Origin of the sequence: Avibacterium endocarditidis (assembly GCF_002921145.1) — a bacterium.
Classification (GTDB): Bacteria; Pseudomonadota; Gammaproteobacteria; order Enterobacterales; family Pasteurellaceae; genus Avibacterium; species Avibacterium endocarditidis.
Genome location: NZ_PQVI01000024.1, coordinates 1 through 18105, shown reverse-complemented (window position 1 = coordinate 18105; position 18105 = coordinate 1). Strand labels below are relative to the sequence as shown.

Here is an 18105-nt window from a genome sequence, read left to right as displayed (position 1 = left end):
AAAAACACATCGACCACCGCCAAAGGGCTAACCGCAACAATAGCAGCGGCTTCGATGGCATTTTTGCTAATTAATTTTTGGGCTTGTTTATCAATGGGTTTTAGCACGGTTTGGCTGAATAAATAGGCGGTTTCACTGGCGGAATGCCCTTCATTAGCCTGCTTTTGCCACTGGATAAATTCTGGCGATTGTGGCGAAATATCCATTGCTTTCACAATATCTTGGCAGAGCTGTTGAACTTTTTCACTTTCTTCTGGGGAAAAATCTCGCTGAAAATCCACCGCACTTTGCTGGCGTACAGATTGGCGGTTAAGCAAGGTTTGACTTTGCGTTTGCAAGATCATTCGTTTTTTTAACTTCACCAGCTTGCGCCATTCGCTGACAATCGCGCTGATTCCCAATGCCACCAAGGAACAACTTGCCACAGCAAAAGAAAAATAAATCCATTGGTGATTTTGCCAGCTGTCAATCAACCATTGCACCGACTGCGCAATCACTGCGCCGCCAAAAAAAAGTGCAGAACCTACCAGCCATTTTTTCCACCAACGGGGTTTCGGTTGTACCGCTTGCTCAAACTGTGGCGCGAGATCGCCCAGTTCCTCTTCCACTTCCGCTTCAATAATTAAATTCTCTTGCGAAAAAGTTTGTTTCGGTGCAAAGGCTTGTTGTTCTTGATCTTCAAGTGCGGTGTGAAAAATTTGTTTTTTCATTGGTTATCTTTCTCCGTTACGATCAATGCGGTGCGATCAATCCAGTTTATCCGCGAGCAAAAATTGCAGTACGGCGTCCATTCGTAAATGAGGAATGGGGTTGCCTTGTTCAAGGGGCTGGGGTTCAAATTGATCAAATTCAAAATGCTGGGTTTGCCAAAATTGCGTATTCGGTAAGCGGTTTGGCACTTCCCCGGGGTAAAGGGTGATTTTTTGCTGATCTTTTTGTCGAACACCTTGGATCGCAGGATAAAACTTGCCATTTTGATTTACCGTAACCTGTTGCGTGGCGCGAATGGCAGCAATGGCACTGTATGCAGTTTCAATGCCTTCATATTCCACATAACGCCCACCTTCTTGCACAAGCTGACGTAGCAGGCTGACCAAATTATGGCGTTGATCTTTGGTGATGTGATCTGCTTTGGTGGCAAGAAACATTAATTTATCAATTTTTGGTGAAAATAAGCGGTTAAGCAAGGTGCGTTTGCCATAATGAAAGCTCTTAAACAGTGCTTGCAAACCTTCTTGCATATCCAAAAAAGCACGTTGGCTATGATTAAGCGGCGTAAGGCAATCTGCCAAGATCACTTGGTGATCAAAAGTGGAAAAATAATCTCGATAAAAACCTTTGACGATATGTTGGCAATAATAATCGTAACGCTTTGTTAAAAAAGCAAAATAGCTATTGCTATCGGCTTTTTTCAAGGCTTGCCATTGTTCAGGATTAAGATGAATCAAAGGGAAAAATTGCACCGCAGGCGAGCCTTCCAGCTCCCCCATTAAAACAAAACGCCCTGGCTGAATAAAATGCAAGCCCTGAGCTTTACAAGCAAGCAAGTATTCCGTGTAATCCTTAGCGAGTTGTGCCAGCACTTCTTCATCGGCTTTCGCAAATAAGTCAATTTTCTCGAGTTTTTCGCGCCATTTTTGCGCTAACTCAAGGCGTTGCCCTTGCATAAGCTGACGCTGTTGTTCGCTCCATTGTTGAAAATCTAATTCGAGCAAGGGCAAATCTAATAGCCATTCCCCTGGGTAATCAAAAATATCAAGATAAAGGGTGCTAGTTTCTTTTAAATGACGCCATAAGCCACGCTGTTGGTAACGAATGGCCAAGCGAGTTTCACTCACGCCACGGGTGGAATCAGGCCAGTGCGGCGGGTCGTCTGTTAAACATTTCAAATTGTTTTCATATTCAAAGCGGGGAATGTGCATCGTGCGCTGTTCAATGCGTTTTACGGCTAAAATCCGTTTATCACGCGCCGCATCAAATAAGGGTAAATGGGCATTATCCACCACATTAATATGCAAAAGTTGGTTCACAAGGCTGGTAATAAAGGCCGTTTTACCGCTACGGCTTAGCCCTGTTACGGCTAAACGTAACGTGCGGTCAAATCCGCGATCAATGAGGTTATCCAGCTCTTTTTGAATATAATCAAACATTTTATTTCTAAATTTCGCTAATATACTTTAAAATTTCGTCATAATTTATCACAAATATGCCTGTTATGTTTATAAGAAAAATCGTTGTTTCTGCTATTTTGCTGAGTGCAAGCCTAATCAGTTTGCCAAGTTTTAGCGCCCCTAAAGTGCCAAAAATTCTCACGCAAAATGGGTTAATTTATTGCACGCAGGCAAACGGTTTATCCTTCAATCCGCAAACGAGCGATGCAGGAACCAGTATGAATGTGGTAACCGAGCAGATTTACAATAAATTATTTGAAATCAAAAATAACAGCGCAACCGTTGAGCCAGTGCTGGCGCAGAGTTATAGCCTGTCCGCAGACGGCAAAACCATCACCATTAATTTACGTAAAGGGATTAAGTTCCATCAAACGGATTGGTTTACTCCAACACGCGATTTTAATGCGGAAGATGTGGTATTTTCGCTCAATCGCGTGCTAGGACATAACACGGATTTGCCTACTTTAGAAACCTTAGTGGACTACAAAAATCCGCAATACCGTATTTTCCACGAGCAAGCGCGTAAAGTGCGTTTTCCTTATTTTGAAAGCATTAAATTGAGCGAAAAAATTGAGTCTGTGGTTGCCACTTCGCCCTATCAAGTGCGAATCCAGCTTTTTCAGCCTGATGCGTCCATTCTTTCCCACCTCGCCAGTCAATACGCCATTATTTTCTCGCAAGAATATGCTTTACAGCTCAATGCTGACGACAATCTTTCTCAGCTAGACACCTTGCCGGTGGGAACTGGCCCTTATAAAGTGCAAAATTTCGTGCGAAATCAATATGTTCGCTTAGCAAGAAATGAAGATTATTGGCGTAAGAAAGGGAAAATTGAGCATATTATTATTGATCTTTCTACAGACAGAACAGGGCGTTTGATTAAATTCTTAAATGGCGAATGTCAGATCACCTCTAGCCCTGATGTAAGCCAACTGGGAATTTTAAAACAGTTTGATGAGCGCTATTATTTGAAGTCCACTGAAGGAATGAATTTATCCTATTTGGCATTTAATTTCCTAAAACCTACGATGAAAGATCTGGATCTGCGCCGTGCCATCTCGCAAGGTATTGATCGGGAACGCATTATTCATCGGATTTATCATAATACGGCAAGTGTAGCGAATAATATTATTCCTAATATTTCTTGGGCGGCAACGGTGAACACGCCTGATTTTGCTTATGACTACAACCCGAAAGCCGCCAAGGCCTTTTTACAAGATAAGCAGCTCAAACTCACAATGTGGGTGCTAAACGAAGAGCAGGTTTATAACCCTTCGCCAATTAAAATGGCAGAATTAATCAAATGGGACTTAGCGCAAGTGGGGGTAGAATTAGCCATTCGCCCTGTAACTCGCACTTATTTAATTGAACAGCTGCGAAATGGCTCGGAAGATTACGATTTGATTCTCACTGGCTGGCTTGCGGGGAATTTAGATCCCGATAGCTTTATGCGCCCGATTTTAAGCTGCGGCACAGTCAATGACATCACCAATCTTTCCAACTGGTGCTATGCGCCTTTTGAAGATGCAATGAACCGAGCTTTAAATACCACGCATTTACGTTCTCGCGCCAATTATTATAATATTGCGCAAGAAATTATTTTGTCAGAATTACCCATTATTCCTGTGGCGAATGTAAAACGAATGTTGATTGCAAATTCACGGGTGAAAGGCTTGGAGCTTGCGCCTTTTGGTAGCATTAACTTTACTACGCTATCCTATCAACAAGGAGAGAAAAAATGATTTTGTCGTTTTTCAGGCATCTTATCTTGTTGGTGATCACCTTAGTGATTCTTTCTATTATTAGCTATGCGGTGCTAATGCGCGATCCGCTCAATGAAGTGTTGGCTACGCCGCATTTTTATTCAGGCTATTTTTTCTATGTGAAAAATTTACTCAATGGGGATTTGGGGATTAGCTATAACGGCGGTGATTCCCTAAGTGATTTAGTTCTCACCGTGCTCCCCCCTACCCTTGAGCTTTGCTTTAGCGCCATTTTACTGGCGTTGCTCTTTGGCATTCCTTTAGGGCTAATTGGGGCGATTTATCGTAAAAAATTCTTCGGAAAAATCATCCGCACTTTGTCTGTCATAGGGCTTTCTCTGCCCGTGTTTTGGCTTGCGCCTCTGTTGCTTTATGCGGCCGCTATTTATGGCTGGGAGATTGCTGCTATTGGGCAATATAATTTGCTTTATGAAATTCAGCCCATCACGGGGTTTCCTATTATTGATGTTTGGTTTATTGATGAACCTTATCGCATTAAGGTGATCCAAAATGTGCTGCAACACCTGATTTTGCCAACCTTAGTGCTAACCATTTGGCCAACAATGGAAATTATTCGTATCGTGCAAGAGCGTGCAGGCTATTTGTTTGAGCAGCCTTACATCAAAATTTCAATGACAAGAGGCTGGTCAATGTGCAAGATTTTGCGTACACATATTTTACGCAACACCTTGCCATTGTTAGTGCCGCAAATGACACGATTATTCACCCTTGTGATTGCACAATGTATGTTGGTTGAAGGCACCTTTGGTTGGTCTGGCATTGGGCATTGGCTGATTAATGCCGTTGCCCAGCAAGATTACAACAGTATTTCCGCAGGCATTATCGTGATTGGATTATGTATTATTGTGGTGAATTTATTGGTAGAAACGCTCACCTTTGTGTTAGATCCGTTAAATAAGAAAGGTTGGTATGCAAGATAAAGATCCGGCAGAATTTCGCCACTCAGCAACATTAACCACCATTTGGAAATTATTCCGCCAAGATAAAGTGGCGCTTGCCAGTTTTTATCTATTTTTGCTGTTTATTTTGACCGCACTTTTTAGTAGATTTATTGCCCCTTATCCAGCTGAAACGCAGTTTATCGGTTTTGAGTTAATGCCCCCATCTTGGGTGAATGGCGGAAAAATTGCCTATTTCTTTGGCACGGACGACATTGGACGTGATGTGCTAAGCCGATTAATTACAGGAACAACCTACACCTTAGGCTCAGCCTTAATTGTGGTGATTTTCACCGCAATTTTAGGTGGCATTATGGGCGTTTGGGCTGGAATGTCGCAAGGGATTAAATCGCGTATACTTGGGCATTTTCTTGATGCTTTCCTTTCCACGCCCATTTTGTTGATTGCCATTATTATTGCTACCTTAATGCAGCCTAGCCTGATTAACGCAATGCTTGCCATTACCTTGGCCTTATTACCACACTTTATTCACGAGATTTACCAAGCCATTCAAAAAGAGCTGAAAGAGGAATACATTTTAATGCTTCGCCTTGAAGGGGCATCAAATTGGATTTTGTTAAAAGAGGCTATTTTCCCCAATATTTGCGTGAAATATATCCAAGAAATCACCCGCGCTTTTACCATCTCCATTTTAGATATTAGTGCATTAAGTTTTATTTCTCTCGGTGCGCAAAGCCCAATGCCCGAATGGGGCGTAATGATTAAGGATTCTCTCGAATTGATTTACCTTGCTCCTTGGACAGTAATCCTACCGGGACTTGCCATTATGGCGGTGATCTTAGTCGCACTATTACTCGGCAACGGCATTAATAAAGCCATTGAAAAATATTATGAATAGGGATTCCTATGGCACTACTTGATATTCGTAATCTTTGTATAGAAATAAAAACGCCAAATGGTCGAGTAAAAATCATCGATAACGTCAATCTCACCTTAAATGAAGGGGAAATTTGCGGCTTAGTCGGGGAATCGGGTTCAGGAAAAAGTCTGATTGCAAAAGTGATTTGTAACACCATTAAGGATTCGTGGGTTGTTACCGCCGATCGCTTTCGGTTTAATGATGTGGAACTGCTCAAACTTAGCCCACATAAAAGGCGGAAATTGGTGGGCAAAGAAATTTCAATGATCTTCCAAGAGCCGCTGACGAATTTAGACCCCAGCAGCAAAATTGGCAAACAACTGATCCAAAATATTCCCTCTTGGACATTCAAAGGCCGTTGGTGGCAGTGGTTTGGCTGGAAAAAACGCCGTGCTATTGAATTATTACACCGTGTGGGGATTAAAGATCATAAAGACATAATGAACAGCTACCCCGATGAAATCACCGAAGGGGAAGGACAAAAAGTGATGATCGCCGCCGCCGTTGCCAACCAACCGCGCTTATTAATTGCTGATGAGCCAACCAACGCATTGGAATCCATCACTAAAGTACAAATTTTCCGTCTGCTGTTGAGTATGAACCAGAACCAAGGTACATCTATCTTGCTAGCCAGCAATGATATTAATAGTATCCGTGAATGGTGCGACAGTTTCAGCGTGCTTTATTGCGGGCAAAATGCGGAATCTGGGCCAAAAGAAAGTGTACTAAACACACCGCATCACCCTTACACCAATGCGCTGCTACATTCTATTCCTGATTTTAAACAGCCGTTGTCGCTCAAAAGCCGTTTAGGTACATTGCGTGGAAGTGTGCCACTGTTGGATCAGCTGCCTATTGGCTGTCGCCTTGGCCCACGTTGTCCATTTGCGCAGAAAAAATGTATTAATAAACCACCAACAAGACGCATTAAACATCACGAATTTGCCTGTCATTTTCCACTAAATTTGCGTGAAAATCAGCGAAAAGAAAGAGAAGATGTGGCAACACCACTTATCATTAATACGGATGAAAATAACGAAGAATAGGAAAAGCGAATGAGTGCCTTATTAAAAATTGAAAATTTATCCAAATCCTTTGATGATAATGTCGGCATTTTTTCATCTAGCCAGTTCGTTGCCGTGGAAAATGTCAGCTTCCAGTTAGAGCGTAAGAAAACCTTAGCGATTATTGGCAAAAATGGCTCGGGGAAATCCACTTTAGTAAAAATGATCGCGGGGATTATCGCACCAAGTGCGGGGGAAATTTTGTTTAAAAATGATCTCTTACAGTTTGGCGATTATCACTACCGTTCACAGCATATTCGAATGGTTTTCCAAGATCCGAATAGTTCCTTTAACCCAAAACTTAATGTCGGGCAAATTTTGGATACGCCACTACGTCTTGCCACAGATTTAACAGAAGAAGAGCGTGATGAAAAAATCTTTGCGACTCTCAAGCTGGTAGGGCTTTATCCTGATCACGCCAGCATAAAAATCAATACAATGTCAGTGAGCCAAAAACAGCGTGTTGCCCTTGCTCGTGCTTTAATCCTTGAGCCTGAAATCATCATCACTGATGATACTCTCGGCTCACTCGATGCCACGGTGAAAACCCAGCTAATGAATTTAATGCTCGAAATCCAAGAAAAACTGGGTATTTCTTATATTTATGTGGGGCAACATTTGGGTATTATTAAACATATTTCTGATGATGTGTTGGTGATGGACGAAGGCAAAATGGTCGAATACGGCACAACCCGTGATGTCTTCACTCACCCACAAAATGATATTACCAAACGTTTAGTTGAAAGCCATTTTGGCCGACTACTAACAGATGAATCTTGGCAAATCAGATAACCCTTATAAAATAAAGTGCGGTGGTTTTTTGCAAAGTTTTTCAAAGTTTTTGTAATTAAAGAACTATTGTATTACCTCATTTTATATCCCAATAAAAAACTGGCTGGATACCTATCCAGCCAGTTTCGTACGACACTAAAAAATTACGCAGGATAAACTGGCAAGCGCTTACAAATATCTAGCACTTTCGCTTTTGTTGCTGCGATAACGTCTGCTTCGTTTTCTTTACCCACGGCATCAAGCACATCGCACATCCAGCCTGCTAGCTCTTTCACTTCTGCTTCTTTAAAACCACGGCGAGTCACAGAAGGTGTGCCTACACGAATCCCTGAAGTGATAAACGGTTTTTGTGGATCATTTGGTACGGCATTTTTGTTTACCGTAATGTTCGCTTTGCCTAATGCGGCATCGGCGGCTTTTCCTGTTAAACCGTGGCTCACTAAATCCACTAAGAATAAATGGTTTTCTGTGCCGTTAGACACCACGTTATAACCACGCTGTTTAAACACTTCCACCATCGCTTTTGCGTTTTTCACCACTTGTTGCTGATAAGCTTTAAACTCTGGCTCAAGAGCTTCTTTAAAACACACCGCTTTGGCTGCGATAACATGAACCAATGGGCCACCTTGACCAGCTGGGAAAACAGCGCTGTTTAGTTTTTTGTAAAGCTCTTCATCACCGCCTTTCGCTAAAATCAAGCCACCACGCGGGCCGCCCAAGGTTTTGTGCGTTGTGGTTGTCACAACGTGCGCGTGCGGTAATGGGTTTGGATAAACACCTGCTGCAATTAAGCCTGCAACGTGCGCCATATCCACGAATAAATAAGCGCCCACTTCATCAGCAATCTCACGCATTTTCGCCCAATCAACTACTTGAGAATAGGCAGAAAAACCACCCACAATCATTTTTGGCTTAACGCGTAACGCTTGTTCACGCAATGCGTCATAATCAATTACGCCTTCATCGGTGATGCCATATTGTTCTGCGTGATAAATTTTGCCTGAAAAGCTCACTGATGCCCCGTGAGTTAAATGTCCGCCGTGTGCCAAGCTCATACCTAAAATGGTATCACCCGGATTTAACAATGCCATATACACTGCCGCATTGGCTTGTGAACCAGAATGCGGTTGCACATTAGCATAATCTGCACCAAATAATTCTTTCGCACGGTCAATCGCAAGTTGTTCAACAATGTCTGCATATTCACAACCGCCGTAATAGCGTTTGCCTGGGTAACCTTCCGCATATTTATTGGTAAATTGAGAACCTTGCGCTTCCATCACGCGTGGGCTGGCATAGTTTTCTGATGCGATTAATTCAATATGTTCTTCTTGACGGCGATTTTCATCTTGGATCGCCTGCCATAATACGGGATCGTAATCAGCGATGTTCATACTTCTTTTTAACATTGTGTTTGTCCTCTTATAAATATGATTATTTAAGATTTAACTAGTTTAGCCTTTTTTCACTATCTTGTAATGAAAAATTAGGTTCAAAATTTTCATTGCGATGATGAATATTATTCATATCCTATGCTTGTCGCAATTCCTTTTTACAATTATTAATATAAAGCAAGATATCTTCTTCTTGGTAACCAAGCAATTTACCAATTTCTCGTTCTACCATAGGATCAAAGTGTCGTATACTTTTCTTCAATAGTTGCTCAAACTGTCCTGCATATTTTTGATGAACAGGTCTAAATAGAATAAAGGCTCCCAACTCTATTGGAGTCTGCTTATCTTGAGGAACTAAAACAAGATAATTACAACGAAAAACACCCCGTTCTATATAAGGTAAAAACGTACCTGGAACTCCCATATCATTAAAGAAAAGTGCTAACATTTTCTTTCTCGATAACATTAACTCAAGCTCTATTCCTTCGTGAAGGCCAATTTTTCCTTTACATATCATAAACTATGGTACAGCTAAAATGCGGCAATTACATAAATCATCGCTTTCAAACTCGGTCATTTCTCCTGCTACTTTATTAGGAATAGGGAATAACCTGACGGTAAGAGGCTTATTTAAACGAAACGCCATTGTTCCAGTATCACTCATTAATCCTGCGATTTGTTCAATGGTTGCCTCACCTGAAATTGGTACAGTATCTAAACCAATGCCGCATACGGCACTATAAGTGAGTAATGCTCGAATATCAAATTGCGATCTTTTTGTGCCTTCTGCTAATCCCAAATCTTCAATTACGGCTAACATTAAACCCGAAAAGCCAACCAAATTGACATTTTTGATAGATTTAAACACGCGAGTGAGTAATTCAGATGCCTCAACAGTGCCTGCTGCACCAAAATAAGGCACATCAAGTAATTCATAAACTTTTCTCATTGAATGGCAATTTTTTGATGGTGCTGCTGAGCTATCAAAACCCGCTAAGCTAAAATGACCAGATAACGCAGATTTTACGGCGTTTTGCACTTCATCAATGTGATATTGCAAAGCTTGAGACATTGCCACACTTGCTTGATGAAAAAACTGTTGACGATTTTCACTGCTCGGTAAAGTTTCTAGCACATCCACTAATAAATCTGGCGTTTCTAACCCAATTACCACAGCATTATCTAACTCACTGCGATGATAACCTGCGGGGAAATAAGGAATAAAAGGTTTGCAATTAAAATTCACGGTAAAATTAAAATTGCCTTCGCCGCGTGGAGTTAATTCTGCAATTTTTTGCACCGCACTTGCACAATCTAATAATAAATCATAATTTAGAAAGCCATTTTCATCGCGTTCCACATTCACGCAAGCGTTACATAAATCACCATAATCTGCGATTAATTCTGGCAATAAAGCAATCTCTTGTTGGTTTTCGCCTCACCAATCGCAAAGCGAATACGCAATCCGCTCTCATTTAATTCATTGAGCAAAGTTTTAAGCAAGGCTAAATCACGCTTTGCCGTGTCAATGCTGGTCAAATCCAAATATTCACCAAAAGGATTAGTGATAATACGGATAGACTGAATTTCATAACCTTTTTGCTGAATAGCAGGAATAAGCAGGTCAAATTCCGCTTTCGCCATTTGTAGCTGTTGTTGCCATTGTGCTTTATCTTTAGTTAGGGATAAAAACAGGCTGATTGCTCTCACGCGGAAAAGTGATTTATCTTGATACATATTTCTCCTTTTTCTTATTACTTCTCTATTATGATTTCTCGCGCGCAATAGCTCTCCAGCCAATATCACGGCGGAAGAAACGTCCTTGCCATTGAATCTGTTCGGCGAGTTTTAAGGCTTTCTGTTGAGCATCAAGCACGGAATCACCTAATGCGGTGGCACAAAGAACGCGGCCGCCGTTGGTCACTAATTTGCCGTTTTCTTCACTCACGCCAGCAAGGAAAACTTTTTCATCCGCCAGCTCAGTAGTTGGTAAGCCTTGGATGCCATCACCTTTGCGATAATTCGCAGGATAGCCCTCTGCTGCAAGCACGATGCCTAGCGCGGCTTGTTTTTTCCATTGCGATTGAACTTGATCCAACTTTCCTTCGCAGGCTTTTAAGCAAAGTTCCACCAAATCAGAATCCATTCGCATCATAATAGGTTGCGTTTCAGGATCACCAAAACGGCAGTTAAATTCAATCACTTTTGGCTGACCATTTTTATCGATGATCAGGCCTGCATATAAAAAGCCTTTATACACATTGCCTTCAGCAGCCATTCCTTGCACGGTTGGATAAATAATTTGCTCCATCACACGCTGGTGAATTTCAGGGGTAACCACCGGGGCTGGCGAATAAGCGCCCATTCCGCCCGTATTTAAGCCTTTGTCGCCCTCACCTACACGCTTGTGATCTTGGCTTGTTGCCATTGGCTCAACATTTTTGCCGTCCACCATTACGATAAAACTTGCTTCTTCGCCATCTAAAAATTCTTCAATTACCACGCGTGAGCCTGCATCACCAAAGGCGTTGCCTGAAAGCATATCTTTAATGGCATCTTCTGCTTCCGCTAATGTCATTGCCACAATTACGCCTTTCCCTGCCGCTAAGCCATCTGCTTTAATCACAATCGGCGCGCCTTTTTGGCGGACATAAGCAAGGGCTTGCTCCACATCTGTGAAGTTTTGATATTCTGCCGTTGGAATTTGATGACGGGCTAAGAAATCTTTGGTGAATGCTTTTGAGCCTTCTAGCTGTGCGGCTGCTTGAGTTGGGCCAAAAATGGTTAAACCTGCTTGTTCAAAAGCATCGACAACGCCTGCTACCAACGGGGCTTCTGGCCCAACAATGGTTAAGCCCACTTGATTTTCTTGGGCAAATTTCACTAATGCTGGAATATCTGTCGCAGAAATTGCCACATTTTCCACCGCACTTGAAGCCTTTTTCTCTTGCCGTGCCTGCATTGCCCGGGGCAACAAACACTTTACTGGCTAAAGGGGATTGCGCTGCTTTCCACGCAAGGGCGTGTTCACGCCCACCATTTCCGATAATTAAAATATTCATTTTTTCTACCCCACTTTTAATTAATGACGGAAATGACGCATTCCCGTTAGCACCATCACCATATTGTGTTCATCTGCGGCATCGATCACTTCCTGATCACGCATTGAACCGCCTGGGTGAATCACACATTCAATGCCTACTTTAGCAGCGGCATCAATGCCATCACGGAATGGGAAGAAGGCATCAGACGCCATTACGCAATCTTTCACTTCCAAGCCTTCATCTTGTGCTTTAATGCCCGCAATTTTGGCGGAATAAACACGGCTCATTTGTCCTGCGCCAATGCCGATGGTTTGATTATCTTTGGCATACACAATGGCATTCGATTTCACAAATTTCGCCACTTTCCAGCAAAATAGTAAATCTTGCAGTTCTTTTTCTGTTGGCTTACGTTTGCTCACCACTTGTAAATCAGCAAGATCGACCATTCCTAAATCGCTATCTTGCACTAATAATCCGCCATTAACTCGTTTAAAATCTAAGCATTGCTGTGGCTCGCTATGCCATTCACCACATTCTAAAACACGCACATTTTTCTTCGCTTTCAATACCGCTTTCGCCCCTTCTTGCACCACTGGAGCAATAATCACTTCAACAAATTGACGATCAACAATGGCTTGTGCGGTGGCTTCGTCTAAAGGACGGTTAAAGGCAATAATGCCGCCGAAAGCAGAAGTTGGATCGGTTTGATAGGCGCGGTTGTAGGCGTCTAAAATATCCTCGCCTAAAGCAACACCGCAAGGGTTTGCGTGTTTCACGATCACACAAGCAGGTTCATTAAAACTTTTCACACATTCTAGTGCGGCGTCCGTATCGGCAATATTGTTATAAGAAAGGACTTTGCCTTGTAGCTGTTTTGCAGTGGATACGCTGGCTTCTTTTTGTTCTTTTTCCACATAAAATGCGGCGTTTTGATGACCATTTTCCCCATAACGCATTGTTTGTTTGCGAATAAAATTCAAATTCAAGGTGCGTGGGAATTGCCCGCACAAGGCATTTTGCTCTTCTTCATCTGCGGCAAAATAAGGTTTCACCAATTTGCCAAAATAGTTGGCTATCATCGCATCATATTGTGCGGTATGCTCAAAAGCTTTGATGGCTAAATCAAAACGTGTTTCTAAGGTTAAGCCATTTTGATTTTGATCCATTTCAGCCAAAATCGCAGAAAAATCCTGATTATTCACCACAATCGCCACATCTTTATGATTTTTCGCTGCAGCTCGCACCATTGTTGGGCCGCCAATATCAATATTTTCTACTGCATCTTCAAGGGTGCAATCTGGTTTTGCCACGGTTTGGGCGAAAGGATAAAGATTCACCACCACCATATCAATAGGATCAATCTGGTGCTGCGCCATAACTTCATCATCAACTCCACGGCGTCCTAAAATACCGCCGTGAACTTTCGGGTGCAGGGTTTTCACTCGCCCGTCCATCATCTCTGGAAAGCCAGTGTAATCGGATACTTCGATAACGGGCAAACCTTTTTCCATTAATAATTTTGCCGTGCCGCCGGTGGAAAGCAGTTTCACTCCACGTTGCACTAAGCCTTGAGCAAATTCCACAATACCAGTTTTGTCTGAAACACTAAGTAAAGCCTGACGAATTGGGCGATTTGGTTGCATTGAGATTTCCTTTAATTTAATGAAATGAAAAAACGCCCGCATTATAACGCAATCGTTTGCTTTTATATAGCACGAAATCAAATTTCTTAACAAAAACCAACAACTCAAGATTTCCATAGGCAAGGCGTGCCAAAAGTGCGGTGTATTTTTGATTTATTTTTCTTCAAAGACAAAAAACCCGCTAATGCGGGTTAAAATCAACAACTCTAAAAAGACAAAATTAGTTTTATTAGCTCTTCTTGCAAACTTTATTATCTAATGCAAAAGCGCCTGCGCCTAAGAAAACAAAGTTTAAGAAAACTAAAGAATATAATGCAGCAAGCTCGCCTTTATTAACGATTGGCAATAACACGTTATCCAAAGATGCGTGAATTTGGAAATATGCCACAGCCATCATACCAGAAAGAATGAATGCCACCGGGCGGGTAAATAACCCTAAGATCAATAATGCGCCACCAACGATTTCTAACACGCCACCAATGCCCATCATTGAAAAGAGTTCCACAGCACCGTTGCCACCTGTCATTGAAACTGGGTATTCAAAGAATTTTGACGTGCCGTGTAATAAAAACATATAGCCTGCAATAATGCGTAATAATCCGAGTGCATAAGGGCTAATTTTATTTAATGAATTCATAATGTTTCCTTTAAAAATAATCTTACTCCAGTAGGAGCGAAAGAGCGCGTATCATAACGGAATTGCATTACCTATACAATTCATAATAATGAAAATCACTTTTTCTTATTTGTTAATAATGAAACAATTATTCATATATAATCGATCAAAGTATTTTATTAAACCAATCCCACCATTTCAAAAAACTCCCGATAGGCCGCCACTTTTTTGTTAAAGGCAAGTGGATAAGCCCTTGAGGTGGACGGCAGTCGATATAAATTAAGCGAAAAATCGGGATAAGGGTAAGGGATAAAGCTGTTGGTTTTCGGTGCTTTAACCTTTTCAGGCAATAGAGAAAGCAAAATCTCAGTGGCTTTGCCCCCTGTGGTGAAAATCCAGTGGCATTGCGGCACTTGGGGCAACACTTCGCTAAGATTGACGCTTTCCACCACTTTCAAAAATTTATCTGAGGCATTATCTTGCTCTCGAATGGCTTTGCGCACCGTTGGACATAATGCAATGCCCTTTTGCCATAAGAAATCCTTAATTCGAGCGGAATCAAAGCGTTTTTCATTTGGCACTTGAAAATAATCCGCACGTCCGAAAAACACTTCACCATACACGCGCCACATATCATTTTGAAAATTCGGATAATGAAATTCCATACAGCGTTTTTCCGCCTTAGGGGGAAAACTTCCCCTCATCATCACCGTGGCGTGCGGTGGCAATATTGCGGGAAATGGGTGGGTTTCGATTTGCTCACTCATCTATTTTGCCACCTTTAATTGTTGATACAAATAATGGCGATAGCCCGCCAATAATTGCTCATCTTGGCAATCTTGCAGTTTTCCACCGCTTAATTTGCGCATTGCAATATTGGCTTGCATAAATTCATCAGCAGGCAATCCCGCAATTTCTAAAATTAAACCGCCAGCCTGCGCTAAATCAAGGAAATCCTGTTGTTGCTCAAAGTCAGTTTGCATATTGCTACGCACCACAAATTGCGTAATGTAATCTGGATTTGAATAATCAAATTGATAAGTAGGCTGCGCACCACTAATAGAAATTTGGTGATCACCAAAATAAGCCAACACATAAGGTTTATGACGATTTTGCATATAGCGATTGAAATCTTCGATAACATCATTGAGCTTCACAATTCGCTGAATATAATCGTTTAACTCGCCCGTTCCTTTAGCGGTAAACCCTTGATTTTGCAGATTAAATACATTCCCAACATCGTGATAAGGCCCGTGTTCACGCATTGTAAGAACATAAACAAATAAAGGCTGATTTACCTTTTCAAGCGCAGGAATGCCTTCTTTTTGCAAAATTTTCTGCACATATTGGCTCATTTCATCACTGCCAATCGTCCATAAATTTTTGCTTAATGGTGCGGGATAACCTAACTCTTGCGGCTGCAACATTAGATCAAAACCAAGATGATCATAGGCCGGCTTGGCGTTGTAATTGCCTTTCGTGAATGGCGATAAAGCCACGCAATAATAGCCTTGCGCTTTCAGATTTTGGATAAAGCTGTATTGCAAATGCGGCACAACAGAATAAAACACGGCATTTGCCATTGCGCCAAAATCCGTTGAAGGTAACCCAGACAGAAACGCAAACTCCGATTTCCAGGTTGCGCCACCTAAAGTATGCACACGCAAATGGCTGTTAAACTTGGTATCAACCTGATTTTCATACATTGTGATTGGCGGAATATCAGCGTTCTCAAATACAAAGCTATGCGGATTTAGGGTAGATTCCTGAAGCCATACGACAATGTCAGGTTGCTCGTTTTCTGCGCTGAGTGGATAGTCGGGAACACGTTGTTTTTGCTGTAAAAAATAATTTGCATCGCCCTCAAATACTGGGGGCTTAAAAAATACGCCACGGCAAGACATTGGTAGATTTAAAAATACATCGCGTCCATCATCGGGCAACGAATCCAACCATTGTTTAATCGCCGATTTATTTTTTGCTGTAATGACAAATGGAAAAAATTGTGAAAAAAAGCACCGCCACTTGCTAAAAGTCGCCATTCAATGCTTGCTACGTCTGCTGAGGACCAGCCCATCACGGCATAAACCAGCAATCCAATCAAGCCTGCAATGGCGAAAATAGCCGAGCGATAATGCAGCAAAGTTTCCCAATTTCGCCAGTCCAGAACTAAAAGAAATCAGACACCAAGAGCGGTTGTTTATAAAAATGTATTTTCAGGCGATGAAAAAGCATCAGTACCACAAACAGCACCGCAGCAAAATTCAGCCCACGCTGCCACTGACCCTGTAATGCTAAACATCAAACTAAAAAACAACACAAACTGCGCAATCGCAAAGAAATACGTCCAGCGATAATGCGAGTTAATCACAAAAATCACCGCAGCTAGGGTGAAGAGGGAGAGTAGGAGGTATTGCATAGTGAAATTAATGTTTTAGCCTAAATAAAAAATTATGTATAAACCGATTAATACGATCTTTTAAGTTAAAGTATTCGCGTCTGATTTTTGAAAGCAGAGATAGATTCTTTTCACCTCGTTTATCCTCTCCTATAAGAGAGTCAATTCCCTCTATTCGATCAATACAAGGAGGATAAATTGCAAAATTCTCAATTTTGTTTTCATAAAAGCGCGCCATCTGATCATCCACAGGAAAAATCCAAACCTTACAATAATCAAGCAATTTTCTAGCTGCCTTAGGAGTTATAGCATAACCTTGGGCACAAAATAATCCTTATAAAACTTCGTTACTGAAAAATCACTAAATTTTTCACTTCAACTCTTTCAACATTACGATAATTTTATGCAACCATAAAAAGGGTAACTTCCTAAAAGTTCATCTAAATTACTATAAACAGATTTAAAGTTATCAAGAAGACTTATATCATCCTCTAATACAATGATAGGTGTATTGTTGTTAGCACATTCTTTCCACAAAGAATAATGGCTAGCAAAACAACCTAATTCGCCTAATGAAAGAGTTCTTCCTTTTCTTTGAAAATGTTTCTTGGCATTATAATGCGAAAATAAAGTATGCCCAGGATTCTCTCTAGCATTAACCGCAGAAAAAAATTGAAATTTAATGCCTAATTTATCAAATTGCGCTTTAATAAGTCTCTCTCTATCTTTTGCTGATTCAATATGAATCACATAAATAGGTATCATTCGGTTAATCTCCGATTATTGTCAATTGTCATTGCATAAAAAATAACATTACACATATAAAAGAACATTGCATATTCTTTATTTATTAATAAAGAATCCGTTAGATTAAAGAATATTAATCCAAAAATATTTATTACTCCTAATAATGCTATAATCTTTCTATCTTCCACACTCGAATTTTTATAAACATCAATAAAGTATTTTAAGAAAGTATATATTAGCAATAATAATACAAATAACCCAATAATACCCCTATGATAAGTTTGTTCAATAAATTGGTTATGAGAATGGGTATAATCTTTAGTGTAGTTTGGAATTACGCCAGATTCTGCCTGCTCATGACGTTTGTGCAACATGCCATCTCGTCCCCATCCTAAGATAGGCTTTTCTTGAATTGCGTACCAAGCACCTTTATATAAATCAAATCTGACACCAACAGAGCTATGAGCATTAGAATCATCTACATACTGAGTAATGTTATCCAGGGCAGCTTGATATCTTTTGCTAACGCCAAACTGAGGTATAATACTTACAACTATAATAATTGAGATTAGTAACATAAAAAATGAGTAGACCACTCTTTTGAGAGACTTTTTATATTTAAAAATAGAAAAAA

General features: G+C 41.0%; 15 protein-coding genes and 3 pseudogenes. 5 read left to right on the top strand and 13 right to left on the bottom strand.

Features of this window, described 5'->3' with window-relative positions:
- Positions 1–710: DUF697 domain-containing protein (locus C3Z13_RS02650; RefSeq protein WP_103854922.1), on the bottom strand; the 710-nt coding region annotated here is incomplete at its 3' end.
- Between the two features lie 36 nt (positions 711–746).
- The gene (locus C3Z13_RS02645) at positions 747–2150 is read right to left on the bottom strand and encodes a YcjX family GTP-binding protein (RefSeq protein WP_103854921.1); all 1404 of its coding nucleotides are present in this window, start codon (positions 2148–2150) and stop codon (positions 747–749) included.
- Positions 2151–2215: 65 nt separating this feature from the next.
- On the opposite strand from C3Z13_RS02645, the gene C3Z13_RS02640 reads away from it, so the two are divergent.
- From C3Z13_RS02640 to C3Z13_RS02620, 5 genes are read left to right on the top strand one after another with little or no spacing between them, the layout of a single operon-like run.
- Complete coding sequence (locus C3Z13_RS02640) at positions 2216–3913, top strand: ABC transporter substrate-binding protein (protein ID WP_103854920.1); 1698 nt, start codon at positions 2216–2218, stop codon at positions 3911–3913.
- The gene (locus tag C3Z13_RS02635; RefSeq protein WP_103854919.1) at positions 3910–4875 is read left to right on the top strand and encodes an ABC transporter permease; all 966 of its coding nucleotides are present in this window, start codon (positions 3910–3912) and stop codon (positions 4873–4875) included. The genes C3Z13_RS02640 and C3Z13_RS02635 overlap by 4 nt, the downstream gene beginning before the upstream one ends.
- Positions 4865–5752, top strand: coding sequence for an ABC transporter permease subunit (locus C3Z13_RS02630; RefSeq protein ID WP_103854918.1), 888 nt, complete (start codon positions 4865–4867; stop codon positions 5750–5752). Before C3Z13_RS02635 ends, C3Z13_RS02630 begins: the two co-directional genes overlap by 11 nt.
- An 8-nt stretch (positions 5753–5760) precedes the next feature.
- On the top strand, positions 5761–6819 hold the full coding sequence (locus C3Z13_RS02625) for a peptide ABC transporter ATP-binding protein (RefSeq protein WP_103854917.1): 1059 nt from the start codon (positions 5761–5763) through the stop codon (positions 6817–6819).
- A gap of 9 nt (positions 6820–6828) precedes the next feature.
- Positions 6829–7629 carry a peptide ABC transporter ATP-binding protein gene (locus tag C3Z13_RS02620; protein WP_103854916.1) on the top strand — a complete coding sequence of 267 codons (801 nt, stop codon included), beginning with the start codon at positions 6829–6831 and terminating at the stop codon, positions 7627–7629.
- A gap of 143 nt (positions 7630–7772) precedes the next feature.
- Here C3Z13_RS02620 and glyA read toward each other — a convergent pair whose 3' ends face one another.
- From glyA to C3Z13_RS02570, 11 genes and pseudogenes are all read right to left on the bottom strand, one after another.
- Positions 7773–9038, bottom strand: coding sequence for a serine hydroxymethyltransferase (glyA, locus tag C3Z13_RS02615; protein ID WP_103854915.1), 1266 nt, complete (start codon positions 9036–9038; stop codon positions 7773–7775).
- A gap of 121 nt (positions 9039–9159) precedes the next feature.
- Positions 9160–9471, bottom strand: a complete 312-nt coding sequence (locus C3Z13_RS02610; RefSeq protein WP_146256853.1) for a hypothetical protein — start codon at positions 9469–9471, stop codon at positions 9160–9162.
- Positions 9472–9543: 72 nt separating this feature from the next.
- Positions 9544–10760, bottom strand: a pseudogene (locus C3Z13_RS02605) (DUF711 family protein).
- Between the two features lie 28 nt (positions 10761–10788).
- Positions 10789–12085: pseudogene (gene purD / locus C3Z13_RS02600) on the bottom strand (phosphoribosylamine--glycine ligase).
- Between the two features lie 20 nt (positions 12086–12105).
- Positions 12106–13710, bottom strand: coding sequence for a bifunctional phosphoribosylaminoimidazolecarboxamide formyltransferase/IMP cyclohydrolase (purH, locus tag C3Z13_RS02595; RefSeq protein ID WP_103854913.1), 1605 nt, complete (start codon positions 13708–13710; stop codon positions 12106–12108).
- A gap of 229 nt (positions 13711–13939) precedes the next feature.
- Entirely contained in the window at positions 13940–14347 is a 408-nt protein-coding gene (locus C3Z13_RS02590; RefSeq protein ID WP_103854912.1) for a DoxX family protein, read from the bottom strand.
- A gap of 158 nt (positions 14348–14505) precedes the next feature.
- Positions 14506–15093 (bottom strand): DNA glycosylase, encoded by a 588-nt coding sequence (locus C3Z13_RS02585; protein WP_103854911.1) that lies wholly within the window; start codon positions 15091–15093, stop codon positions 14506–14508.
- Positions 15094–16745 (bottom strand): annotated as a pseudogene (locus C3Z13_RS02580) (sulfatase-like hydrolase/transferase).
- Positions 16746–16752: 7 nt separating this feature from the next.
- On the bottom strand, positions 16753–17031 hold the full coding sequence (locus C3Z13_RS12090; RefSeq protein WP_245872512.1) for a glycosyltransferase family 25 protein: 279 nt from the start codon (positions 17029–17031) through the stop codon (positions 16753–16755).
- An 83-nt stretch (positions 17032–17114) separates the two neighbouring features.
- Positions 17115–17489, bottom strand: coding sequence for a glycosyltransferase family 25 protein (locus C3Z13_RS12085; protein ID WP_245872511.1), 375 nt, complete (start codon positions 17487–17489; stop codon positions 17115–17117).
- Positions 17486–18105: O-antigen ligase family protein (locus C3Z13_RS02570; protein ID WP_146256852.1), on the bottom strand; the 620-nt coding region annotated here is incomplete at its 5' end. The genes C3Z13_RS02570 and C3Z13_RS12085, both read right to left, overlap by 4 nt.